Here is a 26,890-nt window from a genome sequence, read left to right as displayed (position 1 = left end):
CATTATAAAAATCGATTATAGTTTTATTCCTTTTGGAAGTTTTCCGTCTGGACTAATAAGTGCCGCAGAGAATTCATCAGTAAACATATTGCGAATTAATCCGTCCACATTTTCTTTTGTTACAGTGTTTACACTTTCAATAATCTCATCAAGTGAACGATGCTTACGAAGAAGCAATTCATTTTTACCGTTACGGCTCATACGGCTATTTGTACTTTCTAAACTTAACATTAAGTTTCCTTTTAATTGCTCTTTACTATTCATAAGCTCTTTTTCTGTAATACCTGTATTTTTCAATGTCTCTAATGTTTCTTGCATTGTTTCATACAATGTATCTAATTGTTGGCTACCAGTTCCACCGTAAAGTGTTAACATGCCTGTATCTTCATAAGAAGAGTGGTAAGAAAATACTGAGTAAGCTAATCCACGTTGCTCACGTACTTCTTGGAATAAACGGCTACTCATACTACCGCCTAAAACGTTATTTAATACAATTAAGTTATAAATATCTTCGTGTCCCATTTGTAAGCCTTTATATCCTAGACATAAATGAGCTTGTTCCGTTTCCTTTTTGCGGGCTACCTTATTGAAATGGAAAATTGGGCTATGTACTTGTTCACGGTTTGTTGTTCCTTCATAACTACCGAAATATTGCTCCACTGTTTGTAAAAATGCTTCATCAATATTTCCTGCAATTGATACAACTACATTTTCAGGTGTGTAATGATCTTTTATATATTGACGTAACGTATCACCTGTAAACGTATTAAGCGTTTCTTCTGTTCCTAAAATAGGATATCCGAGTGGATGCGTTTCATATGTTGCTTTCGTTAACATATCATGCACAATATCATCTGGAGCATCTTCGTACATTTTAATTTCTTCACATACGACATTCTTCTCTTTTTTCAGTTCTTCCTCATCAAATGTTGAATTAAAGAACATATCTGCTAAAACATCTAAAGCATATTTAGCATGCTCATCTAATACTTTTGCATAGTAACAAGTATATTCTTTTGAAGTAAATGCATTCACTTGACCACCAATGCTATCAAATGATTCTGCAATCTCTCGTGCACTACGTGTCTCTGTCCCTTTAAAGAACATATGCTCTAAAAAGTGAGAAATCCCATTATTTTTTTCATTTTCATTTCTTGATCCCGCATGGATCCAAATACCAATTGCAACCGATCTTACAGTTGGTATATTCTCCATAACTATTCTTACACCATTTTTACAAGTATATTTTTTAATCAAAAACTTTCCTCCTACTGCCAGTTTCTCTAAATAAAACGCTATTATTTAATGATAACAAGTTTAAGGATGAATGTCATGCAAATGTATTTAATCCACACGTTTTTCATCCAGTAATTCAGTTATATTCCCCACTTTATATCCTTGTTCCTTCAATTTTGTAATCATTATATCTAAAGCCTCTGCTGTAGACGAAGTAGGATGCATTAATATGATAGCACCTGGATGTATTTTTCTCATTACTCTCTGCAATAGTACATCTGGCTCAGGTCGCTGCCAATCAATCGTATCTACAGTCCACATAATCGTTCCCATTTGAAAATCATCTGCAATCTTTACGACTTCATCTCGAAAGCTTCCACTCGGCGGGGCAAACCATCTTACTTTTTGATTCGTTGCTACTTCTATCATTCGATTTGTTTTTTGTAACTGATCTCGTATTTCATCTGAGGATAACGTTTTCATATTAGGGTGTGTGTATGAGTGATTTCCAACTTCTTGTTTTGCATCGACAATCATTTTTGCAAACCGCAAATTTTCTTTCACCCAACGTCCTTCTAAAAAGAAAGTGGCCTTCACATCATGCTTTTTCAATATCTCTAATATACGTGGCAAATACTCATTTCCCCATGCCACATTTATTGTTAATCCTACCATCTTTTTATTTGGATGCCCTCTATAAATTGGAGCTGGTGATAAATCTTCCAAATGAACACTCGGTGAGACTTCTTTGAATTCAAGATATTTTTGATCAAATTCCTTTAGCTTCTTCATATTATTATACGATGCTTCAATATCCACTTGTCTTCCATTATATCCAGGTGTTGCCTTCCATATTTTATCAATCATCGCATTTTGAGGTGCAATCTCATACTGTTTTGCATACTTTTGAATTTCTTCATGCAAGTTATCTTGTGCAAAAACAGAATAAGAGCCTAAACTGACATATAAAGAAAATATACATATGTATGCCAATATACGAACTTTCATATAAACCCTCCCAAATTAACTATATAAAAACATTTTCTTCTTATCTTTGTTAATTTGAGCGTTATAATGAAAACTATACCTATACCGACATAAAAATATATGAACATCATGTTTTTTACATAACAAAAAAAGCCAGTTTAACTGGCTTTTACTTATTGCTGCTCTTGTTTGTCTTCTTCTTTAGCAGCTTCTTTTTCTTGCTCTTCTTTTAGCAATACTTTTCTAGATAGATTTACGCGACCTTGCTTGTCAATCTCGATAACTTTAACTGTAATTACATCACCGATTTTCACAACGTCTTCTACTTTACCTACACGCTCAAGTGCAAGTTCAGAAATATGAACTAATCCATCTTTACCGCTGAATAATTCAACGAAAGCACCAAATTTCTCAACACGTTTCACTTTTCCTTCGTAGATCTCACCTACTTGTACTTCGCGAACGATATCTTCGATAATCTTCTTAGCTTTGTCGTTCATTTCTTGATTTATTGATGAAATGAATACTGTACCATCTTGCTCGATGTCAATTTTAACGCCAGTTTCTTCAATAATTTTATTGATTTGTTTACCGCTTGGTCCAATAACGTCACGGATTTTATCTGGGTTAATTGTCATTGTAATAATCTTTGGAGCGTAAGCTGATAATTCAGTACGTGGCTCTGCAATAACAGATAACATATGATTTAGAATGTGCACACGACCAATTTTCGCTTGTTGTAATGCCTCTTCTAAAATCTCACGTGATAAACCATCGATTTTAATGTCCATTTGCAGTGCAGTTACACCCTGTGCTGTACCTGCTACTTTAAAGTCCATATCACCTAAATGATCTTCCATACCTTGAATATCAGATAAAATTGTGTAATGCTCACCAGATTTAACCAGACCCATTGCAATACCTGCAACTGGAGCTTTAAGTGGAACACCCGCATCCATCATTGCTAAAGTACTACCACAAATACTTGCTTGTGAAGTAGAACCATTTGATTCTAATACTTCAGATACAAGGCGTACTGTGTATGGGAAATCTTTTTCAGATGGAATTACAGGCTCAAGTGCGCGCTCTCCTAGTGCACCGTGACCAATTTCACGACGACCTGGTCCACGCATCGGTCTTGTTTCACCAACACTAAATGATGGGAAATTGTAATGGTGCATAAAGCGTTTTGATTCTTCTACACCAAGACCATCTAAAATTTGCACATCGCCTAATGCACCTAATGTACAAATACTTAATGCTTGTGTTTGTCCACGTGTGAATAAACCAGAACCGTGTGTACGAGATAAAATACCAATCTCTGATGCTAAAGGACGGATTTCGTCACCTTTACGGCCATCTGGGCGAATTTTTTCAACTGTAATAAGACGACGTACTTCTTCTTTTACAATTTTATATAAAATCTCATTTACTTGTCCTAATGTATCAGCGTCAGCTTCCTCAGCTTCGTAATGCTCAATTACACGCTTTTTCACTTCGTTAATTGCATCTTCACGTGCATGTTTCTCATGTACTTGAATTGCAGAATGCATATCCTTCTCAGCCATTTCACGTACAGCTTGATTAAGATCAGCGTCAACTTCATAAAGTTTCACTTCTGATTTCTCTTTACCTACAGCTTGTACAATCTCTTCTTGGAATGCAATTAAACGTTTAATTTCGTCATGACCAAACATAATTGCTTCTAACATTGTTTCTTCAGGCACTTGATCTGCTCCTGCTTCAACCATGTTAATCGCATCTTTCGTACCAGCTACAACTAAGTGGATATCACTTTGTTCTTGCTGTTCTACTGTTGGATTAATAACGAATTCGCCATTAATACGACCAACTGTCGCACCAGCGATTGGACCTTCAAATGGAATATCTGAAATCGATAACGCTAATGAAGAACCAAGCATAGCTGCCATTTCAGAAGAACAATCTTGATCAACACTCATTACAATGCTGACAACTTGCACTTCGTTACGGAAACCATCTGCGAATAGCGGACGAATTGGACGGTCGATTAAACGACTTGCCAAAATTGCTTTTTCACTTGGACGACCTTCACGCTTAATAAAACCGCCAGGAATTTTTCCGACTGCATATAAACGCTCTTCATAGTTTACTGTAAGTGGGAAAAAATCTACATTTTTAGCTTCTTTTGATGCAGTTGCTGTAGATAGAACCGCTGTATCGCCATATCTTACTAATACTGCTCCGTTCGCTTGTTTGGCAAGCTGACCAGTTTCAACTGTTAGCTGGCGACCAGCTAAATCTATCGAGAAGACTTGCTTTTCTTGACTCATTTAAGTACCCCTCTCAATTTAAAGTATTCAATTCTTCTATGTAAATGGATAGTATATCACAATATTCTACCTCTAGTATTGCCTAAAATTAAGTAAGCTATAAAGCGTAGAAGATATATTTTTACCTAACAAAAAAGCGGGAATATTCCCGCTTCTTTGACTATCGACGTAAGCCAAGCTTTGTGATTAATTCACGGTAACGTGTGATATCGCTATTACGAAGGTAAGTTAGTAAGTTACGACGTTTACCAACCATCTTTAATAGACCACGACGTGAATGATGATCTTTCTTGTGAGTACGTAAGTGCTCGTTTAGAGTGTTAATTTGCTCCGTTAGGACAGCAATTTGAACCTCTGGAGAACCAGTATCAGTCTCATGAGTTCTAAATTGTGCAATGATTTCGTTTTTACGCTCTTGTGTTAAAGCCATCCTATTTCACCTCCTATTAATTAAACCCCCAATTACCTAGCAAGCGTCGGTGAGTCGCAATGCCAAGCAATGGTTGTCATAAAGTACATAACATAGAATACTACTTTTCATTTGAAAAAGCAAGTATATTCTTTTCGCTCGCAAAATATTCTTGTGCTGTTTTCTTATCTTTTGCGATTTGTTCAACTAACTCATCAATGCCATTGAATTTCTTCTCTTCTCTTATACGCATATGCCACTCTACTGTAACATTTTGGTCGTATATATCTTTGTTAAATTCAAATAAGTGCACTTCAATTGATAATTGACGCTCATCTTCTTTAAAAGTCGGTTTATATCCAATATTACATACACCATCGTACCATTCATCGTGAACTTTTAATCTCACTGCATAAACACCTACAGGTGGCAATAAATACTCATCACTTAAACCTACATTAGCTGTTGGAAAACCAATTTGACGCCCACGTTTGTCGCCGTGTATAACTGTTCCCGCTACAGTATAGGCTCTACCTAAAATAGATGGAATTTGTTCCATTTCGCCATTTCGAATTAACTTTCGTAATGCTGTAGAACTTACTTTCTCTTCTTGAAATTCAACTTTTTCAATCACAGTCTGTGTAAACTCCCCTCTTGCATGAAATGGTAAAGTCTCCATCTTTCCTTTTCCTAAACGTCCATATGAATAATCAAACCCTGCTACTACATGCTTTACATTTAAACCAATAATATAATCATCTACAAATTGTTGCGGTAATAACCCTGCAAATGATTCATCAAATTTAATTACATATAATATATCGATTCCTAAGCTTTCGACTATTTTTTCTTTATCACGCATTGGTGTAATATACTCCACATGCGCATCCTTTTTCCCTAAAACAACAGATGGGTGAGGATGAAATGTCATAACTGCACTTTTATATCCTCTGTCGTCCGCTATTTTTTTCGCAGTTCGAATTACACATTGATGTCCTAAATGAATGCCATCAAAAAATCCTAATGCCATTACAGTAGGTGGTAATTCTAATTTATTTTGTTCATGTGGATGAGTTAAATGAATAAGTTTCACGCTTGAATTCACCTTTTTCTGTAATAATCCTTCCAATAATTCATTATAGCTTTAGTTCTTGATTATTCACAAGTACTTTCATCGGCTTTAACATGCCAGGATGTTTCGGATGATGTTCATAAATTGCTAAGCACCGATCATTTTTATCAAACACTGTAATAAATGGTGCCGTTATTTCTAATTCATTCTTTAAGAACATACCATTCTTAATTTTCTCTGCTTGCTTTTCATCTACAACCATTTTTGGAAACTTACTTAATGCTTCATCAATTGAAATGAAGATAGACTCTACTGTTCCATTTTGCACGTTTTCTTCAATTTCTTCAAATGATATGCAATCTTCTAATAAAAATTCACCAGATGCCGTTCTTACAAGGTGAGACATATGTGATGGGAAACCAAGTTTCTCCCCGATCATTACCGCTAACGTTCTTACATATGTTCCTTTACTACACGTTACACGGAAACGGAATGAAATATTTTCTCCTTCAAAAACTTCACGATCATCAAGTAATACGAACTCATGAATCGTAATTGTACGAACTGGACGTTCCACATCTTGTCCTGCTCTTGCATATTCGTATAATTTTTTCCCGTTTACTTTTACAGCCGAGAACATTGGTGGCATTTGTTCAATCGTGCCTGTTAATTCAGCAAGAACTTTTTCTATTTCCTTACGAGTAATAGCACGATCGACATTTTTCGTTTCAACAACCTCACCAGAAGCATCTTCAGTTGTCGTTGAAAATCCTAATGTTACTTCACCTTCATATGTTTTCGTTTCACTTGTTAAAAATTGTGCAATTTTTGTTGCTCTTCCGACGCAAATTGGTAATACTCCTGTTACATCTGGGTCTAATGTTCCCGTATGACCAATTCTCTTTTCTCTCAATACCTTTCTTAATTTAAATACACAATCATGTGATGTCATGCCTTTTGGCTTATGTAATAATACTACACCTTCCATATATGTTCACCTCATCATAATTCTTTCGTAGTAAATATCCAAAACTTATTTTGCATTGAAAAAATGGATAGACAAATGTCTATCCATTATTCTTCACGTTTACCGTCTTTATTAATTTCATGTAAAAGTGTATCAATTCGATGACCATATCCGATAGACTCATCAAACTCAAAGGTAATTTCCGGTGTTTTACGAAGACGAATACGTTGGCCAATTTCTGAACGAATAAAGCCTTTTGCCTTCGCTAAACCTTTTAACGTATTTTCTTTCTGTTCTTCGTCACCTAAAACAGAAATATATACTTTGGCAATTTGTAAATCACCACTCACTTGTACATCTGTTACTGTAACAAATCCGATACGTGGGTCTTTAATTTTACGACTAATGATGTCGCCTAATTCTTTTTTCATTTGCTCGCCTACACGGTTTGCACGTAATTTCATAACTCTTCACCTCATTCAATACCATTCCAATTGTGTTATCGTACGTTCAATTTCAGGAAATGAATCGATGTACTCCAGTACACGATTCATTTCTTTTTCACAGATAACACGATTTGAGGATACGGAAACAATCGCAATTTCTGTACGTTGCCATACATCTTGATGCCCAACTTCAGAAACAGCTACATTATAGCGCTGTTTCACACGAGTTAGCACTCGTTGCAAAATTGCCCGTTTCTCTTTTAAAGAATGTACATCGTAAATCATACACTCGAATGAGAGTGAAGCGACAATCATCGCTTCACTTCTTCCATAACGTATGCTTCAATGATGTCCCCTTCTTTAAGGTCATTATATCTCTCAATTGTAATACCACACTCATAGTTTTGTGCAACTTCTTTTACGTCGTCTTTGAAACGTTTTAACGTATCAAGTTGTCCTTCGAAAATTACTATACCATCGCGGATAATACGAACGCCACTATCGCGTGTAATTTTACCGTCAATTACGTAACAACCTGCAATTGTTCCAACTTTTGTTACCTTGAATGTTTGACGAACTTCCGCTTGACCGATTACTTTTTCTTCGAATTCTGGATCAAGCATACCTTGCATTGCTAATTCAATTTCTTCGATTACTTTGTAGATAATGCGGTGTAAGCGAACATCAACGTTCTCTAATTCAGCTGTACGCTTCGCGTTCACATCCGGACGTACGTTAAATCCAATTACAATTGCATTAGATGCAGAAGCTAAAATAATATCAGATTCTGTAATCGCACCTACACCAGTGTGAATGATTTTAACTTTTACGCCTTCAACATCAATTTTACGAAGTGATGCTGCCATCGCTTCAACAGAACCTTGTACGTCTGCTTTTACGATTAAGTTGATTTCTTTTACATCGCTCTCTTGGATTTGTTGGAATAAATCTTCAAGGCTTAATTTAGATTTCTCACCACGTTGTGCAACTAACGCTTCTTGTGCACGTGATTCACCGATTTGACGAGCTTTCTTCTCATCAGCGAATGCCATGAAACGATCTCCAGCCTGTGGTACTTCATTTAAACCTGTAATTTCAACAGGAGTTGATGGACCAGCAACTTTTACACGACGACCAATATCACTTACCATTGCACGAACACGTCCGAATGAAGTTCCAACAACAATTGGATCTCCAACTCGAAGCGTACCGTTTTGAACTAATAATGTCGCGATAGTTCCTTTACCTTTATCAAGCTGTGCTTCAATTACAGTACCCGTTGCATAACGATTTGGGTTTGCTTTATATTCTTCTACTTCACTTACAAGAAGGATCATCTCTAGCAAGTTGTCAATGCCTTCGCCTTGAATTGCAGAAATTGGTACGAAAATTGTGTCTCCGCCCCAAGCTTCTGGAACTAATTCATATTCTGTTAATTCTTGCATTACACGATCAGGATTCGCCGCTGGTTTATCCATTTTATTCACAGCAACAATAATTGGTACTCCAGCTGCTTTTGCATGGCTAATCGCTTCAACTGTTTGTGGCATAACACCGTCATCAGCTGCAACAACAAGGATTGTAATATCAGTTACTTGCGCACCACGAGCACGCATTGTTGTAAATGCCGCGTGACCAGGCGTATCTAAGAATGTAATTTTCTTATCATTTACTTCAACTTGGTATGCACCAATATGCTGAGTAATTCCACCAGCTTCGCCAGCAGTTACTTTTGAATTACGAATAGAGTCAAGTAATGTTGTTTTACCATGGTCAACGTGTCCCATAATCGTAACAACAGCTGGACGCTCTTTTAAGTTTTCTTCATCATCTTGCTCATCCATGAATGTTTCAAACTCAGTTTCACTTACCACTATTTCTTCTTCTACTTCAATACCGTAATCAGTAGCGATTAACTCAATTGTATCTTTATCTAAATCTTGGTTAATTGTCGCCATAATTCCTAGCATGAAGAGCTTTTTAATAATTTCAGATGGCTCTTTGCTTAACTTTTTAGCAAGTTCACCTACTGTAAGGCTTCCAGAGAAAGTAATTTTATCTGGTGTTTCTACTATTTGTGTTTGTTGTCTTCCAGCAAAGTTATCTTGACGTTTGTCTTCATTTCCTTTGCCTTTTTTCTTTTTCTTATTGCTGTTCTTTTTACTGCGAACAACTTTCTCTTCTACTTCAAACTCATCTGCAACAGAAGGTTTTTCCGCTCCAGTGTTATATTCATTATCTAATTTATTTACTACTTCGTCTTCTAACATTGTCATATGATTCGAAACCTCGATATTCATCTCTTTAAGTTTTGTCATAAGATCTTTACTTGAGATATTATTTTTTTTTGCATATTCATGTACTCGAATTTTACTCATACCTTCACCCCCGGTAATTTGTATCGAGCATGCTACGTAGCTTTTTCGCAAAGCCTTCATCTAACACAGCTACAACGACTCGCTCGTCTCTCCCAATCGCATGCCCTAATTGTTGTCGATTTTCGACTTTTTTCATTGGTACGTTGTAGTACGTCGTTTTATCAGTGATACGTTTAGTAGTGTTCGCTGACGCATCTTCAGAAAGCAATACGAGCTTTGCTTTACCACTTCGTACTTCTTTTAAAACGAGTTCTTCACCCGAAATGATTTTTCGAGCGCGATTTGCTAGTCCTAAAAACGATTTCCAATCGGACACTTATTTCGACTCCTTCTCAACAAGCTCAAGAAGCTCTTCGTACAGAGAACTGTCGATTTTCGCTTTTAGATGATGTTCCAAAATGTTTTTCTTTTGGGCTTGTATAATGCATTCTTTATCTTTTGACAAATATGCACCTCGTCCTGATTTTTTTCCAGATAAATCAATAGACACTTCGCCCTCTTTGGAACGAACAATGCGAACCAGCTCTCGTTTTGATTTCATCTCTTGCGTCGCAATACATTTTCGTAACGGAACTTTTCGATTGCTCATACTCATCACCTCTATTGGATTTCGTCTTCAACTGAATCGAATCCGAATGCGATTACGCTATCTTCTTCTGTAACAATTCCAAGTTGTTTCGCATCAGACTCACTTTTAATATCAATTTTCCAGCCTGTTAATTTAGCTGCAAGACGTGCATTTTGTCCACGCTTACCGATAGCTAACGATAGCTGGTGGTCTGGAACAACAACAGTTGTTGCTTTTTCATCTTCATCTACAAGTACTTTAACAACTTGTGATGGGCTTAAAGCATTTGCAACATATTCAACTGGGTCATTTGACCAGCGAACGATGTCAATCTTTTCACCTTTTAGTTCATCTACAACACGTTGTACACGTTGTCCTTTCGGTCCTACGCAAGAACCAACTGGATCAACATCAATGTTTTCTGCATGCACAGAGATTTTAGAACGATCTCCTGCTTCGCGCGCTACAGAGCGAATTTCTACAGTTCCATCATAAATTTCTGGAACTTCCATTTCGAATAAACGTTTTAAAAGACCAGGATGTGTACGTGATACGTAAATTTGTGGTCCTTTTGTTGTCTTTTCTACTTTTGTAATAAATACGCGAATACGATCATGTGGCTTATATTGCTCATTTGGCATTTGCTCACTTACAGGTAATAAAGCTTCTACTTTGCCTAAGCTTACGTAGATGAAACGAGCATCTTGGCGTTGTACAATACCAACCATAATGTCTTCTTCACGATCACTAAATTCTGAGTAAATAACACCACGTTCTGCTTCACGAACTCGTTGTGTTACAACTTGTTTTGCAGTTTGCGCTGCAATACGACCAAAATCTTTTGGCGTTACTTCAATTTCTAGTACGTCGCCATCTTGGTAGTTTGGATTAATTTGTCTTGCCTCTTCTACAGAGATTTCAAGACGTGGATCAAACACATTATCAACAACGTCCTTACGTGCTAAAACTTGAATTGTTCCCACTTCTGGGTTAAAGCTCACACGAACGTTTTGTGCTTGGTTAAAATTGCGTTTATAAGCAGAGATTAATGCTGCTTCAATCGCATCAATAATAATATCTTTACTAATACCTTTTTCTGACTCTAATACGAGCAAAGCATCTAACAACTCAGTGCTCATGAAGATCCCCCTTCTTACTAAAACGTAACAGCAAGTCGCGCATTTGCAACTTTATCCATTGGAATTTGGATTTCTTTTTTACGTGTTTTAATTGTTAATAGTAGTGTAATTGTAGTACCGTCGTAGGAAAGTAACTTTCCTTCAAACATCTTTTCGCCATCAATTGGCTCATATGTTTTAATTGCCACTTGTTTTCCTACCGCTTGCTGGAAGTCTTTCTCTTTCTTTAATGGGCGTTCTGCTCCAGGAGATGATACATCCAAAAAGTAAAGGTGAGGAATTGGATCCTCTTTATCTAAAGCTTCGCTTAAACGTTCACTTACCGCACCGCATTCTTCAATGTCGACTCCCTTTTCAGAATCGATGAATACGCGTAAGAACCAGTCTTGTCCTTCTTTCACATACTCTACATCTACAAGTTCAAGATTTAACTCTTCAACGATTGGCTGCGCAAATGCTTCTACAACTTCTGTGACTTTCTTATCCATAAACAGCCTCCTTCCTGCCGCCATGTACCATTTACAAGAAAAGATCCCGTTCACAAAGACGGTCTATCTTATTCTTTCTCGTTAGCTAACAAAAGCCCCTGCCGTTAAGCAGGGAATATCTGTCTTAGTATTACCAAATTTAAGAAGTAAAACTTGTAACAAAATATGTATATACGACAGAAATGTCTTTACTATCTACATGAATAAAATGTAGATAGTAACACGAAAGAGTGGGTTTCCCCACTCTCTTTTTCACAAAATATACATGACATGGTTATCTCGGTTTATAGTATACCATAGCAAATATTGATTTGCAAAGACTTTTCCTACCTATTAGAACAGTGATAATTGGTTTTGATCTGGCAAATCTCCTAAACAACCTTGGCTATCTAAATACTCAATAATTGTTTTCGAAACCTTACTTCGCTGCTGTAAGTCTTCTTTTGATAAGAAGTCTCCATTTTTGCGCGCTTCCACAATACTTAAGGCTGCGTTCGTACCAAGACCAGGCACTGCATTAAATGGAGGAATTAAAGTATCCCCATCAATAATAAACTCAGTTGCATGCGAGCGGTATAAATCGACCTTTTGGAATGAATATCCACGCTCACACATTTCCAGTGTCATTTCTAGTACTGTTAATAAACTCTTCTCTTTCGGCGCTGCATCCAATCCTTTTTGAGCAATTTCATCAATTTTTACACGTATGGATGCTGAACCTTTCGCCATCGCCTCTACATCAAAATCATCTGCACGGACTGTAAAATATGCCGCATAGAATAAAAGTGCAAAATGTACTTTAAAGTATGCGATACGCACAGCCATAAGTACGTAAGCAGCCGCATGGGCTTTAGGGAACATGTATTTAATCTTCTTACATGAATCAATATACCAACCTGGCACATTATTACCTTTCATGTCATCTTCCCATTCTTCTGGTACACCTTTACCTTTACGAACCGACTCCATGATTTTGAAGGCTAATGATGGATCTAAACCTTGATAGATTAAATATACCATGATGTCATCACGACAACCGATAACTTCACTCAGCGTACATGTACCGTTATAAATTAACTCATTTGCATTACCAAGCCATACGTCAGTACCATGTGACAGCCCAGAAATTTGGACCAATTCTGAGAATGTCGTTGGTTTTGTCTCTTCTAACATCTGTCTTACGAACTTCGTACCGAATTCCGGGATACCAAGTGTACCTGTTTTACAGTTAATTTGTTCTTCCGTTACCCCTAACGTTTCTGGACCAGAGAAAATTTTCATTACTTCTGGATCATCCGTTGGGATTGTTTTCGGATCAATACCACTTAGATCTTGTAACATACGAATAACGGTCGGATCATCGTGTCCCAGTATATCAAGTTTCAATAAATTATCATGAATCGAGTGGAAGTCAAAATGCGTTGTTCTCCACTCAGCACCAATTGAATCAGCAGGAAACTGTATTGGTGAGAAATCAAAGATATCCATGTAATCTGGCACAACGATAATACCACCTGGATGCTGTCCAGTTGTACGTTTTACCCCTGTACATCCCGCTACTAAGCGATCAATCTCTGCATTTCGAATTGTTAAATTGTGATCATTTGCATAACCTTTTACATATCCATAAGCGGTTTTTTCCGCAACTGTACCAATCGTTCCAGCACGGTATACATAGTCTTCACCGAACAGTACTTTCGTATAGTTATGGGCACGTGGTTGGTATTCCCCGGAGAAGTTCAAATCGATATCGGGTACCTTATCTCCTTTAAATCCAAGGAACGTTTCGAATGGAATATCATGTCCATCTTTCACATATGCCACATTACATGTCGGACAATCTTTATCTGGTAAGTCGAAACCAGAGCCTACGGAACCATCATTAAAGAATTCAGATTGCTTGCACTTTGGACAGACATAGTGTGGTGGTAATGGGTTTACTTCTGTAATTTCCATCATCGTTGCAACGAACGACGAACCTACCGAACCACGCGAACCTACTAGATATCCGTCGACTAACGATTTTTTCACAAGCTTATGTGAGATTAAATAGATAACGGCAAATCCATGTCCAATAATACTTTTCAATTCTTTTTCTAAACGAGCCTCTACAATTTCTGGTAGTTCTTCACCATATATACTGCGTGCCATTTTATAACTCATATCACGTGTTTCATCATCGGCACCCTCAATTTTCGGTGTATATAGATCATCTTTTACTGGACGAACATCACCAATTAATGACGCAACCTTTTGTGTATTCGTCACAACAACTTCTTTCGCTTTGTCTTCACCTAAAAATGAAAAACACTCTAGCATTTCATCAGTTGTACGGAAATGTACTGGCGGTAATGAATGTCGATTTAACGGATTGGCTCCGCCCTGCGAACTGACTAAAATTTTACGATACATTGCATCTTCTGGATCTAAGTAATGCACGTTCCCTGTAGCAACAACTGGTTTATCTAACGTCTCGCCTAGTTTTACTAAGTTAGAGATAATTGTTTTTAATTGTCCCTCATCTCGAACGAGTTCACGCTCTACTAAATGACGCAACACCTCTGGAGGCATTACTTCAATGTAATCATAAAACTGTGCAATTTCTTCTACCTCTTCAGGAGCTTTTTGCATCATTGCCTCAAACACTTCACCTTTATCACAAGCCGTTCCTACTAAAATTCCTTCACGATATTTTTTTAATAGTGACCTCGGTACTCGTGGTACACGGTAAAAGTAATTAAGGTGAGAATATGAAACAAGTTTATATAAATTTTTCAATCCAACATCTGATGTGGCAAGTAACGTCAGATGGCTTGGACGGCCACGCTTATACGCATCCCCTTGCCCCATGCTATCATTTAATTGATCGTGATATTCAAATCCCTTTTCAATTACGTCTTTCAACATTTTCACAAGTAAATATCCCGTCGCTTCTGTATCATAAATCGCACGGTGATGTTGCGTTAATTCAATATCAAGTTTTTTACACATCGTATTTAATCGGTGATTTTTCATTTCTGGGAATAAGAATCGTGCAAGTTCTAACGTATCAATAACAGGGTTATTCGTTTTTTCTAACCCAGCCTTTTTAAAACCTACGTTAATAAATCCCATATCGAAGCTTGCGTTATGGGCAACAAGTGTATGGTCACCCATCCATTCCTCAAACTTTTTAAACACTTCGTCCACTTCTGGTGCATCAGTTAACATATCATCTGTAATACCTGTTAATTCAATAATCGTCGCTGATAATGGTTGATGTGGGTTTGCAAAAGATTCAAAACGATCAATGATTTCGCCACCCTTTACTTTTACGGCAGCCAACTCAATGACTGTATCGTATACAGCTGATAAACCTGTCGTCTCAACGTCGAAAACAACATACGTTTCCTCCGCAAGTAAACGATGCGCTTCGTTATACGCTATCGGTACACCATCATTAACTAAATTCGCTTCTACACCGTATATAACTTTAACTCCAGCCTTTTTCCCCGCAGAATATGCCTCCGGGAACGACTGAGCCACAGCATGGTCTGTAACCGCAATAGCTTCATGTCCCCATTTACCAGCTTGGGCAACAAGCCTAGAAACAGGAGTAACAGCATCCATTTGGCTCATGGGAGTGTGAAGATGAAGTTCTACACGCTTTTCGCCTTCTGGCGCTTTATCTTTACGAGACGGACCTGTTATTTCATTAATATCATTCGCAATCATTACTAAATCTCGAACAAATGTATCGTTTTGAACTGAACCACGGGCTTTCACCCACATTCCTTTTTTCAAGGATTGCAGCATTGGAATATCTTCTTTGTCACGCGAGAACATTTTGATCATAATAGAATCCGTATAATCCGTTATTTTTAAAGTTAATAACGTACGTCCACTACGAAGCTCTTTTGTCTCTACATGGAAGACATATCCTTGAACCGTTTTTCTTCTTTCTTCATCTTGAATTTCTCGCATCGGTGTAATCTCTTCATCTGGCTTAATAAGATACCCGAGTGTAATCGGTCCTTCATACACAACGCTACTTTCTTCAGCTTGCTTCTTCGCCATTTCTTCCATAGCTTGTATAACACGCTCGCGGTCTTCTTGCTGCGTTTGCTCACGAAACTTTTGCATTTCTTCTGCATTTTGCTGTATATGTGTGTCTAACTGGAAACGTGGAAATCCAAAAGCTTCGTATTGATCCCCTACTGGTTTCGCAACGTTTTTCTTTAAAGCAGTAGACTCCAGCTCATTATTCACATTTATTAGCAACTTCACTCCATTCACCTGCGGAAGCTGTTTCTTTAAGTAAGCAAACATAGGTGAAAATGTAATTCGTTCCGTACAAAGCGGCCAATACGCCCTCACTTCTTCTTCTGTAAATTGTTTATTCTCTGTTTCTAATGCAAATGTTGTTCTTGCAATATGAGAAAATGATTGCTTAAGCTTTGTTTCTAGCAATTCATATAATTCTGTAGGCAAAATACGTGGCACTTGTAAATCAAAATGCCAACTTTTATTCGCTTTATCAATAACGAGCCTTTCAATACCACCGCCTTGTAAATATTGATTTATAAGGTCGTCTGGTATTTGCAACTGCTGGAGCAAAATTTGAAATCGCTCTTGTTGTTCATTTGTTAAAGACATAAGCACTCTCCTTCCATTTGCTATTATAAATTGAAACGTACTACAAAGAAAGATTTCTCACTTCTTCTTTTACAAAATACGTTTACAAAGAAAGAGAAGGTACCCCATTACGAGGTACCTCTTCTTATTTTAAAATATTTGCAATATATGTTTGAAGTTCTTCTACTTTTACTTCTTCAGACTCACCTGTAGCACGTACTTTCACTTCTACAATACCTTCGTCTGCTTTTTTACCAACTGTAACGCGAACTGGAAGGCCGAATAAATCTGCATCTGCAAATTTAACACCTGCACGTTCTGCACGATCGTCTAATAACACTTCATAGCCTTTTTCTTGTAATGAGTTGTAGATGTTTTCACCCATTTCACGTTGTGCATCAGATTTCATATTTACTGGAATTACATGCACATGGAACGGTGCTACAGCTTTCGGCCAAACTAAGCCGTTCTCATCATTAAACTGCTCTGCAATTGCTGCCACTGTACGAGATACACCGATACCGTAACAACCCATAATAAGTGGTTGTGTTTTCCCATTTTCATCTAGGAATGTTGCGTTCATTGCTTCACTATAACGAGTTCCTAATTTGAATACATGACCAACTTCAATTCCACGTGCAAAAAGAATTGTTCCGTTTCCGTCTGGAGATTGGTCTCCTTCTTGAATAAAGCGTAAATCTGTATACTGACTTACTTTAAAGTCACGTTCTGGATTTACATTTACATAATGGAATCCTTCTTCGTTCGCTCCTGAACATCCGTTGACAATTGATGCTACAGCATGGTCAGCGATAATTTCGATATCACCTGTTACACCAATCGGTCCTAATGAACCAACTTCACAATTTAATAATTCTTTTACTTCCTCATGAGAAGCAAGCTCAACAACTGAAGCGCCGTATACATTTTTCACTTTTACATCGTTTACTTCGTGATCACCACGAACAAGTACAACTACTAATTTCTCATCTACTTTAAATACCATAGACTTAATACACTTGTCAGCTTCAATGTTTAAGAATGCAGATACTTCTTCAATCGCTTTTTGATCTGGCGTTGCAACCTTTTCAAGTGCCATTTCCGCTTCGTCACTCTTCGTATACGTAGCTACAACAGGAGCCATTTCAATGTTCGCTGCATAATCAGATGTATCAGAGTATGCAATTGTATCTTCACCAACATCAGATAATACCATGAATTCATGTGTATCTTTTCCGCCCATTGCTCCAGAATCAGCAATAACTGCACGGAAGTTCAAACCACAACGAGCAAAAATGTTAGAATATGCTTTGTATAAGCGATCGTATACTTCATCTAAGCTCTCTTGTGTAGCATGGAAAGAGTATGCATCTTTCATTAGAAACTCTCTTCCACGTAATAAACCGAAACGAGGTCTTTGTTCATCGCGGAATTTCGTTTGAATTTGATATAATGTTAACGGTAATTTTTTATATGATTTTATTTCATCACGTACAAGATCAGTAATTACTTCTTCATGCGTCGCTCCTAAAGCAAACTCACGAGCGTTACGATCTTTCATACGCATTAATTCAGATCCGTAAGAATACCAACGACCTGATTCTTGCCATAATTCTGCAGCTTGCATAGCTGGCATCAATAATTCCACAGCTCCTGCGCGCTCCATTTCTTCTCGAACGATACGTTCTACTTTGTGTAATACTTTTAACCCAAATGGTAGAAAACTATAAATACCAGAAGCATTTTGACGCATAAAACCTGCGCGAAGTAATAATTGATGACTCTTAATTTCAGCATCAGCTGGAACTTCACGTAATGTAGGACTGAATACCATACTTTGTTTCATTTATTTGCACCTCTTCATTTTACTCTTACACGCAGTAAAACCCCTCACCTCGAATTAGGTGAGGGATTTTATTCTACGGGCTCTATTTCATTATAAGTTTCATTCTATTTTACAAGAAAAACTTACGAATGTCATTCCATGTTACAACTAACATTAATAACATTAATAATGCAAAACCAATAAAGTGAACCATTCCTTCTTTTTGACGGTCAATTGGTTTTCCTCGTAACGCCTCAATTAAGAAGAAGAATAAACGGCCACCGTCTAAAGCAGGAACTGGTAATAAATTGAATAAACCAAGATTAATACTTAAAACTGCCGCTAAACTTAGTACACGCGTAAATCCATAATCTACAACTTGATCTGTTAGATTATAAATTCCTACTGGACCTGACAACTCATTAATAGAAAATTGACCAGTTACTAATTTCACAAGAGATTCAAAAATTAGTTTCGTCCATTGGTATGTTTGTTCAAATCCTGATTTAATAGAACCCATTACTGTTTTCTCTACAGGGGAATAAACACCAATTCTACCAACTTCGTCTTTTCCTTCTTTATCGAGTGTTGGCGTTACTTTCACATTAAACTGTTCATTATCACGCTTTACTTGTAACGTAATTTCTTTATCCGGATTTTCACGTACAATGTCAACAACATCTTTCCATGTACTTGTGTTTTTTCCATCAATCGCTTGAATTGTATCATTCTCTTTCAATCCAGCTTGCTGTGCTGCACTATTATCCATCACTTTTCCGACCATTGGTTTGTCAATAGGAACCCCTTGTACAAATCCAAGAATCACAAAAATAACAAATGCTAAAATGAAGTTCATTGCAGGACCCGCAAAGATTGTTAAAGCGCGTTGCCCTAATTTTTTTGAACCAAATTGTCTATTATACGGAGCAATTTGAATTTCTTCCCCCGCAGTAATAATACGAGCTTTTTCATTCACTCGGAACGTTTGAAGCTCTTCCTCGTACTCCTCATAGCCCGAAATTGTTAGATTGTGCTCCAAATCAGCTTGTTCGACTTCAATGACACGAACATTTGGATACTTTTCATATCCATCAAAAACTAATTTCACAACTTCGTCTTTTTCATTTAATACAAGGCCAACCTTTTTCCCAGGCTTTAACTCAACTGTGTCCGCATCCTCGCCAGCCATTCTTACATAGCCACCAAGGGGCAGTAATCGAATCGTATACACCGTTTCATTCTTTTCAAATGAGAATATTTTCGGACCAAAACCAATCGCAAACTCGCGGCATAAAATACCTGCTCTTTTTGCGAAATATAGATGTCCTAGCTCATGGAAAAATACGAGTGCACCGAAAATTAATATAAAGGCAATCGCTGTATTCAATTCCATAACCACCTTTGCTAAATTTGTTCCATCACAAACCGTCTTGTGGCTGCATCAATTTCCAGAATTTCCTCTAAGCTCGGACGTGCAATGACATTGTGATGGTTCATTGCTTTTTCAATGAGGTCTTCTACTGTTAAGAAACCAATTCTCTTTTGTAAAAAGGCTTCAACAGCTACTTCATTCGCTGCGTTCATTACAGCTGGCATACTTCCACCTGCTTTTCCAGCTTCATACGCAAAACGTAGACAACGGAATCTTTCTTGGTCCATTTTCTCAAAATGCAACGTCCCTATTTCCCATAAGTTTAACTGTTTTGTGTCTGAAAGAGGCAATCTATCAGGATATGTAAGTGCGTATTGAATTGGTACTCGCATATCAGGTGAACCAAGCTGCGCCATTACACTACGATCTTCAAATTCAACCATAGAATGGATAATACTTTCTTTATGTAAAACAACATCGATTTGCTCGTAAGGGATACCAAAAAGCCAATGTGCTTCAATTACTTCTAGTCCCTTATTCATCATTGTAGCAGAATCAATTGTAATTTTCGAACCCATTGACCAGTTTGGATGTCGAAGCGCATCTTCTACGGTCACATGATGCAATTCATCCCTCGTTTTATCACGGAAACTTCCACCAGAAGCCGTTATAATAAGACGAGAAATTCTTTTCTCATTTTCACCATTCAAGCATTGAAAAATAGCTGAATGTTCACTATCTACTGGAAGTAACGAAACATTATGTTTTCGTGCTGCTTCCATTACAAGATGTCCTGCAGTTACTAACGTTTCTTTATTTGCAATTCCAATTGTTTTTTTCGCCTCAATTGCACGAAGTGTTGGTAACAACCCTACGCTACCTACAACAGCATTTACTACAATCTCCGCATCTGGATGTAATGCTACTTCTAAAAGCCCTTCACTACCATATACAATTTTTGTATTACCAGAAACAGCTTGTAATTTTAAAACATCTTCCTCTCTTTGCACAGAGACGATTTGCGGAGAAAATTCTTGAATTACCTTTACTGCGTAGTCAATATTTTTCCCTACAGAAAAAGCAACGAGACGGAATTGGTCTGGGTGCGAGCGTAATACATCTAAAGTTTGTGTACCAATTGATCCGCTCGCACCTAATAAACTAATGTTTTTCATGACTCCAACCCCTCGTTCATTTATTAATTGTATTGTAATAAGAAGTAGAGAATTGGTAAAACGAATAACCAACTATCTGTTCGATCTAATATACCACCATGTCCAGGTAAAATTGTACCTGAATCCTTTACGCCATAATGACGTTTAAAAGCAGATTGTACTAAATCACCAATTTGTCCAAAAATAGAAATGATAATTGTCAGCACAATTAAAATTACTACATTCGATTCAACTGGGAAGAACGCGTTGTAAACAAGTGCCACGATAATTCCGCAAACGATGCCGCCTAATGAACCTTCAATCGTTTTATTTGGACTAATTTCTGGCCACAATTTTCTCTTGCCTAATGCTTTTCCTACGAAATATGCGCCTGAATCAGTAGCCCATATAATAAATAATGCGCAAAACACATATTTAATTCCTAATATTCTCGTTTCATTTAAATATAAGAATCCCATTGCCACATATGTCGTTGCCATCAGTAAAAATGAAGCATTATCAAAAGTAAATGTATTCTTAGAAAGGACTGTATATGATAAAAGTAATAAAACAATCACAAATGTGATTTCCAATTTACCTAATCCAATCCATGTAAACAGTTCTGATGCACTACTTGGAATTAAAAGAATCCACAATAATACTGCAGCTAAAACTGTCGGTACTGAAATAAGCGTAAGCTTATTCATACGAATTAATTCATATAAACCTATAGAAGCAAGTGCATACACTAAAACCGTAAAAGGCACGCCACCGTATATTACGATGGGAATGAATAGCGCGGCAGCAACCACTCCAGTAATAATTCTCTGTTTCACTACCAAACCCTCTCTTTCTACACGCCTCCGAATCTGCGCCCTCTATGTTGAAAGTCAGTAATTGCATTTAGCAAATGTTCTTCTTTGAAGTCTGGCCAATACACGTCTGTAAACCAAAACTCCGAATACGCAATTTGCCATAACATGAAATTACTAATACGTAGCTCTCCGCTTGTTCGGATTAACAACTCTGGATCAGGTAAAGAACTCGTCATTAAGTAGGAAGAAAGCATTTCTTCACTTACCTCTTCAGAACGAATTTTTCCTTCCTCGTTATCTTTCATCATATGTTGCACAGCAGAAACGATTTCATCTCGACTTCCATAGTTTAACGCGAAATTAAGAATTAATCCCGTATTCTCTTTCGTATCTTCCATGGCTTTCTCCATCGCTCTGCGTGTATGCGTAGGAAGACGATCTTTTTGCCCTATTACTCGGACTTGTACGTTTTCTTCAATCAATTCTGGTAAAAATGTACCTAGAAATTCTTCTGGAAGCTTCATTAAATAATCAACTTCCTTTTTCGGTCTTTTCCAGTTCTCAGTTGAAAAAGCATAGAGAGTTAACACTTTCACATTAAGTTTACTTGCAAATTTTGTAATTTTCTTTACAACTTGCATACCTTCATGATGTCCCGCAATACGAGGCATTGCTCTCCTCTTTGCCCATCTTCCATTCCCATCCATAATGATGGCAATATGTTCTGGGATATATCCTTTTTTCACTTCTTCAACGAGATGATCAAACGATGTGTCCTTTTTACCTTTAAAAAAAGGAAAGTTTTTAAACATCATTCATACCCTCCAACAAGCAGACGTATGCCTAAAAGTGTAAAAAGACCCCCTTAAGAAGAGGGTCATATTTGCGAAGTTATCGCTATTACACTTCCATGATTTCTTTTTCTTTGTTTTTTGCGATTTCGTCAACTTTTGCAATATATTTATCTGTTTCTTTTTGGATATCTTCAGTATATCCTCTTAAATCATCTTCTGTAATCTCGCCAGCTTTTTCAAGCTTCTTAAGATCATCATTTCCGTCACGACGTACGTTACGAACAGCAACTTTTGCTTCTTCAGCATATTTTTTCACAACTTTAACAAGATCACGACGACGCTCTTCTGTTAATGCAGGGAATGCAATACGAATTACAGTTCCATCATTAGAAGGGTTTAAGCCTAAATCTGCTTTTAAAATTGCTTTTTCGATATCACCGATAGAAGTTTTATCATAAGGTTGAATTACAAGTAAACGTGCTTCTGGAACTGTAATGTTCGCTAATTGCACAACTGGTGTTGGTGCACCATAGTAATCAACTTGTACCTTATCTAATACAGACGAGCTTGCACGACCAGCGCGAACTGTTGCTAATTCACGAGAATAAGCAGCAACTGCTTTTTCCATTTTTTCATTTGAAGACTTCAATACTTGTTGTCCCATATTTATTTCCCCCTTACAACTGTTCCAATATTTTCGCCTAAAACGGCACGTTTAATATTACCTTTTTCCATAACTGAGAATACAATTAATGGAATATCATTATCCATACATAGAGAAGAAGCTGTAGAATCCATTACACCTAAACCTTCTTTTAATACATCTAAGTAAGTAAGCGTTTCGTATTTCGTAGCCGTTGGGTCAATAGATGGATCTGCGCTATATACGCCATCCACATTATTTTTCGCCATTAAAATAACGTCTGCTTCGATTTCCGCTGCACGTAATGCTGCTGTTGTATCTGTAGAGAAGTATGGATTACCTGTACCTGCTGCAAAGATAACAACACGTTTTTTCTCTAAGTGACGAACTGCTTTACGGCGAATGTAAGGCTCTGCCACTTGACGCATCTCAATTGAAGTTTGTACACGAGTTTGGATTCCAATATTCTCCAAGCTATCTTGAAGAGCTAATGAATTCATAACTGTAGCTAACATGCCCATGTAATCTGCTCCTGCACGATCCATGCCCATTTCACTTCCAATTTTCCCACGCCAAATGTTACCGCCACCAACAACAACAGCAACCTCTACATCAAGTTCTGCAATTTCTTTTACTTGTTCTGCAACTGACTTAATAACAGTTGGATTAATTCCAAATCCTTGCTCTCCAGCTAAAGCTTCTCCACTTAACTTTAAAACGACACGATTATATTTCGGTTTACTCATAATGAACCTCCAATTGCTTACATCTTTATTTTAAAAAAGGGAACACAATGTGTTCCCTAATCTGTATTAGTTACTACCTTTTACTTGGTTCATTACTTCTTCAGCAAAGTTGTCTTCACGTTTTTCGATACCTTCGCCAACAGCGTAGCGAACGAATCCTTTTAATGTTCCGCCTTTAGACTCAACGAACTGACGAACTTTCATATCAGGGTTTTTAACGAATGCTTGGTCAAGTAAGCAAATCTCTTCGAAGAATTTGCCTAGACGGCCTTCAACCATTTTTGCAACGATTTTTTCAGGCTTGCCTTCGTTTAATGCTTGTTGTGTTAATACTTGACGCTCATGCTCAACTTCTTCAGCTGTTACAGCATCGCGGTCGATGTATTTAGGGTTAACTGCTGCAATGTGCATTGCTACATCTTTAGCAGCTGCTTCATCAGTAGAACCTTCAAGAACTGTTAATACACCAATACGTCCACCCATGTGTAGGTAAGCGCCGAATGCATCTGCATCAGTTTTTGATACGATTTCGAAACGACGAAGTGTAAGTTTTTCACCAATTTTAGCGATTGCTTCGTTGATGTGCTCTTCTACTGTTTTGCCGCCTTCAATTGTTTGAGTCATAGCTTCTTCAACGTTAGCAGGTTTGTTAGCTAATAAGTGAGCAGCTAGTTCTTTAATTAATGCTTGGAAACCTTCGTTTTTCGCAACGAAATCAGTTTCAGAGTTTAATTCTAAGATTAAAGCGTCGTTACCGTTTGTTTCGATGAAAGTTAAACCTTCAGCAGCAATGCGGTCTGCTTTTTTAGCAGCTTTCGCAATACCTTTTTCACGTAAGAAGTCAATTGCCTTCTCCATGTCGCCGTTAGTTTCTGTTAAAGCTTTTTTGCAGTCCATCATACCTGCGCCAGTTTTTTCACGTAATTCTTTTACCATTTGAGCAGTGATTGCCATACTTTTCATCCTCCTAAAATATGTATTTATACTTTTTATAAAGGTGTTTATACCTTAAAAAAGGTGATAAAAGGCCGAACCCCTTATCACCTTTCCAACTTTGTTACGCAGTAACAGTTTCTTCACCTTGTTTTGCTTCAAGGATCGCGTCTGCCATTTTAGATGTAAGAAGTTTTACAGCACGAATTGCATCATCGTTTGCTGGGATAACGTGATCGATTTCGTCTGGATCACAGTTTGTATCAACGATACCGATGATTGGAATGTGTAATTTGCGTGCTTCAGCAACTGCAATACGCTCTTTACGAGGGTCTACTACGAATAATGCACTTGGAAGACCTTTCATATCTTTAATACCGCCTAAGAATTTCTCAAGACGCTCTAACTCTTTTTTAAGTTGAACAACTTCTTTCTTAGGTAGTACTTCGAAAGTACCATCTTCTTGCATTCTTTCGATGTCTTTAAGACGCTTGATACGCTTTTGGATTGTTTGGAAGTTTGTTAAAGTTCCACCTAACCAACGTTGGTTAACGAAGTACATACCCGCACGAGTTGCTTCTTCTTTAATAGCTTCTTGTGCTTGTTTTTTAGTACCTACGAATAAAATGTCTCCACCTTCAGCAGCGATGTCACGCATCGTTCTGTAAGCTTCCTCAACTTTTTTCACAGTTTTTTGTAAGTCGATGATGTAGATACCGTTACGCTCTGTGAAAATGTAACGCTTCATTTTTGGGTTCCAACGACGAGTTTGATGTCCGAAATGAACACCAGCTTCAAGCAATTGCTTCATAGAAATTACTGACATAATATAGTTCCTCCTAAATGGTTTTTGATATCCTCCGTTTACTTCATCTCTAAGCGAAACTACAAACGTAGCACCAACACTTAAATCAGTAAACGTGTGTACTTTGTACTGACACCACTGCTTACTATATCATACTGAAATATTACAATCAAGTCGAAAATGCGAACAATGTAAAACTTTCTTTGTTCATACTCGAATTCTAGTATTACCAACCTTCATTTCTTTTAAGCAAAAAAGCAAAATACAATTAATAGTTTTCCCAGAAAACACGCTTATGCCACTTTTCACAAGCACCATCAATCCATTGCGCAAAAAAACTCTCCTCAATCGAGGAGAGTTTTTTATAAATTAGTTTGTTTTTAATTTAGCAAGTTCCTGTAGAAACTTGTCGTTTAGCACTTTAATGTATGTTCCTTTCATACCTAAAGAGCGAGACTCAATAACACCAGCACTTTCTAATTTACGTAGTGCATTTACGATTACAGAGCGAGTAATTCCTACGCGATCAGCAATTTTACTTGCAACAAGTAAACCTTCTGTTCCATTTAATTCTTCGAAGATGTGCTCAATTGCTTCTAACTCACTGTAAGATAATGAGCTGATCGCCATTTGAACAACAGCTTTACTACGTGCTTCCTCTTCGATTTCTTCTGCTTTTTCACGTAAGATTTCCATACCTACAACAGTTGAGCTGTACTCAGCAAGGATTAAATCGTCATCTAAGAACTCTTGACCTAGACGAGCTAATACTAATGTACCTAGACGCTCACCACCACCAACGATTGGTACGATTGTAGTTAAACCTTGACCAAATAATTCTCTGTTTTCTACTGGGAATGCTGTGTAAGCACTGTTCACATCCAAGTTTGAAGATGTTTCTGTAATGTTGAATAAGCTTTGTGTATATTCTTCTGGGAATTGACGTTCTGCAAGCATTTGCTTCATGCGTTCGTTTTCGATTTGTTGGTGAATTGCATAACCTAGTAATTTACCACGACGGCTAACTACGAATACGTTTGCTTCGATTACTTCACACATTGTGTCAGACATTTCTCTAAAGTTTACAGGCTTCCCTGCTGCGCTCTGTAATAACGCATTTAATTTTCTCGTTTTTGCTAATAATTCCATTTCAAAAGTTCCTCCTACATGTTACTCACATATTTTTT

General features: G+C 37.4%; 24 protein-coding genes. All 24 read right to left on the bottom strand.

The features are described from left to right. Positions 1-15 precede the first annotated feature (15 nt). The 24 genes from N2V92_RS15855 to codY all read right to left on the bottom strand — a co-directional run bounded on the left by N2V92_RS15855 (position 16) and on the right by codY (position 26,852). On the bottom strand, positions 16-1,257 hold the full coding sequence (locus N2V92_RS15855) for a M16 family metallopeptidase (protein ID WP_000592996.1): 1,242 nt from the start codon (positions 1,255-1,257) through the stop codon (positions 16-18). An 87-nt stretch (positions 1,258-1,344) separates the two neighbouring features. Then, positions 1,345-2,244: a polysaccharide deacetylase family protein gene (locus N2V92_RS15850; protein WP_000868231.1), complete on the bottom strand. Its 900-nt coding sequence runs from the start codon at positions 2,242-2,244 to the stop codon at positions 1,345-1,347. A gap of 152 nt (positions 2,245-2,396) precedes the next feature. Continuing rightward, positions 2,397-4,535, bottom strand: a complete 2,139-nt coding sequence (gene pnp / locus N2V92_RS15845) for a polyribonucleotide nucleotidyltransferase (protein WP_000076742.1) — start codon at positions 4,533-4,535, stop codon at positions 2,397-2,399. 160 nt (positions 4,536-4,695) lie between these two features. After that, positions 4,696-4,965, bottom strand: a complete 270-nt coding sequence (gene rpsO / locus N2V92_RS15840; protein ID WP_001229392.1) for a 30S ribosomal protein S15 — start codon at positions 4,963-4,965, stop codon at positions 4,696-4,698. Between the two features lie 100 nt (positions 4,966-5,065). Then, positions 5,066-6,037: a bifunctional riboflavin kinase/FAD synthetase gene (gene ribF / locus N2V92_RS15835; protein WP_000766703.1), complete on the bottom strand. Its 972-nt coding sequence runs from the start codon at positions 6,035-6,037 to the stop codon at positions 5,066-5,068. 43 nt (positions 6,038-6,080) lie between these two features. After that, a complete protein-coding gene (truB, locus tag N2V92_RS15830) occupies positions 6,081-7,004 on the bottom strand; it encodes a tRNA pseudouridine(55) synthase TruB (protein ID WP_000399365.1) in 924 nt (307 codons plus the stop codon). An 86-nt stretch (positions 7,005-7,090) separates the two neighbouring features. Continuing rightward, complete coding sequence (gene rbfA, locus N2V92_RS15825; protein ID WP_000776437.1) at positions 7,091-7,447, bottom strand: 30S ribosome-binding factor RbfA; 357 nt, start codon at positions 7,445-7,447, stop codon at positions 7,091-7,093. Positions 7,448-7,462: 15 nt separating this feature from the next. After that, the gene (locus N2V92_RS15820) at positions 7,463-7,744 is read right to left on the bottom strand and encodes a DUF503 domain-containing protein (protein ID WP_000634349.1); all 282 of its coding nucleotides are present in this window, start codon (positions 7,742-7,744) and stop codon (positions 7,463-7,465) included. Then, positions 7,741-9,807 (bottom strand): translation initiation factor IF-2, encoded by a 2,067-nt coding sequence (gene infB, locus N2V92_RS15815; RefSeq protein WP_000036346.1) that lies wholly within the window; start codon positions 9,805-9,807, stop codon positions 7,741-7,743. Before infB ends, N2V92_RS15820 begins: the two co-directional genes overlap by 4 nt. 4 nt (positions 9,808-9,811) lie before the next feature. Further along, the gene (locus N2V92_RS15810; protein ID WP_001286522.1) at positions 9,812-10,123 is read right to left on the bottom strand and encodes a YlxQ family RNA-binding protein; all 312 of its coding nucleotides are present in this window, start codon (positions 10,121-10,123) and stop codon (positions 9,812-9,814) included. Then, positions 10,124-10,396, bottom strand: a complete 273-nt coding sequence (gene rnpM / locus N2V92_RS15805) for an RNase P modulator RnpM (protein ID WP_000071123.1) — start codon at positions 10,394-10,396, stop codon at positions 10,124-10,126. An 11-nt stretch (positions 10,397-10,407) separates the two neighbouring features. Beyond that, entirely contained in the window at positions 10,408-11,514 is a 1,107-nt protein-coding gene (gene nusA, locus N2V92_RS15800) for a transcription termination factor NusA (RefSeq protein ID WP_000102599.1), read from the bottom strand. A 17-nt stretch (positions 11,515-11,531) separates the two neighbouring features. Beyond that, on the bottom strand, positions 11,532-12,002 hold the full coding sequence (gene rimP / locus N2V92_RS15795; protein ID WP_000359095.1) for a ribosome maturation factor RimP: 471 nt from the start codon (positions 12,000-12,002) through the stop codon (positions 11,532-11,534). A 333-nt stretch (positions 12,003-12,335) separates the two neighbouring features. Next, positions 12,336-16,637 (bottom strand): PolC-type DNA polymerase III, encoded by a 4,302-nt coding sequence (locus N2V92_RS15790; RefSeq protein WP_000059996.1) that lies wholly within the window; start codon positions 16,635-16,637, stop codon positions 12,336-12,338. Between the two features lie 124 nt (positions 16,638-16,761). After that, positions 16,762-18,462: a proline--tRNA ligase gene (locus N2V92_RS15785; RefSeq protein WP_000814295.1), complete on the bottom strand. Its 1,701-nt coding sequence runs from the start codon at positions 18,460-18,462 to the stop codon at positions 16,762-16,764. A 109-nt stretch (positions 18,463-18,571) separates the two neighbouring features. After that, entirely contained in the window at positions 18,572-19,828 is a 1,257-nt protein-coding gene (rseP, locus tag N2V92_RS15780; RefSeq protein ID WP_001090241.1) for an RIP metalloprotease RseP, read from the bottom strand. A gap of 17 nt (positions 19,829-19,845) precedes the next feature. Then, a complete protein-coding gene (dxr, locus tag N2V92_RS15775) occupies positions 19,846-20,988 on the bottom strand; it encodes a 1-deoxy-D-xylulose-5-phosphate reductoisomerase (protein WP_000790358.1) in 1,143 nt (380 codons plus the stop codon). Between the two features lie 23 nt (positions 20,989-21,011). Continuing rightward, positions 21,012-21,803: a phosphatidate cytidylyltransferase gene (gene cdsA, locus N2V92_RS15770; protein WP_000813589.1), complete on the bottom strand. Its 792-nt coding sequence runs from the start codon at positions 21,801-21,803 to the stop codon at positions 21,012-21,014. A 17-nt stretch (positions 21,804-21,820) separates the two neighbouring features. Then, positions 21,821-22,597 (bottom strand): isoprenyl transferase, encoded by a 777-nt coding sequence (gene uppS, locus N2V92_RS15765; RefSeq protein WP_000971296.1) that lies wholly within the window; start codon positions 22,595-22,597, stop codon positions 21,821-21,823. Between the two features lie 85 nt (positions 22,598-22,682). Further along, positions 22,683-23,240, bottom strand: a complete 558-nt coding sequence (gene frr, locus N2V92_RS15760; RefSeq protein ID WP_000531505.1) for a ribosome recycling factor — start codon at positions 23,238-23,240, stop codon at positions 22,683-22,685. A 2-nt stretch (positions 23,241-23,242) separates the two neighbouring features. Continuing rightward, positions 23,243-23,965, bottom strand: a complete 723-nt coding sequence (gene pyrH / locus N2V92_RS15755; protein ID WP_000042669.1) for a UMP kinase — start codon at positions 23,963-23,965, stop codon at positions 23,243-23,245. A gap of 66 nt (positions 23,966-24,031) precedes the next feature. Next, positions 24,032-24,919, bottom strand: coding sequence for a translation elongation factor Ts (tsf, locus tag N2V92_RS15750; protein ID WP_001018576.1), 888 nt, complete (start codon positions 24,917-24,919; stop codon positions 24,032-24,034). A gap of 103 nt (positions 24,920-25,022) precedes the next feature. Continuing rightward, positions 25,023-25,724, bottom strand: a complete 702-nt coding sequence (rpsB, locus tag N2V92_RS15745; protein WP_000111485.1) for a 30S ribosomal protein S2 — start codon at positions 25,722-25,724, stop codon at positions 25,023-25,025. A gap of 348 nt (positions 25,725-26,072) precedes the next feature. Further along, positions 26,073-26,852 (bottom strand): GTP-sensing pleiotropic transcriptional regulator CodY, encoded by a 780-nt coding sequence (gene codY / locus N2V92_RS15740; protein ID WP_000421290.1) that lies wholly within the window; start codon positions 26,850-26,852, stop codon positions 26,073-26,075. Between the last annotated feature and the right edge of the window lie 38 nt (positions 26,853-26,890).

It is taken from the genome of Bacillus sp. CH_48 (genome assembly GCF_038008465.1).
GTDB lineage: Bacteria > Bacillota > Bacilli > Bacillales > Bacillaceae_G > Bacillus_A > Bacillus_A thuringiensis_S.
Note: the sequence above shows the minus strand (reverse complement) of the source record. Positions and strands in the feature narration are given on the sequence as shown.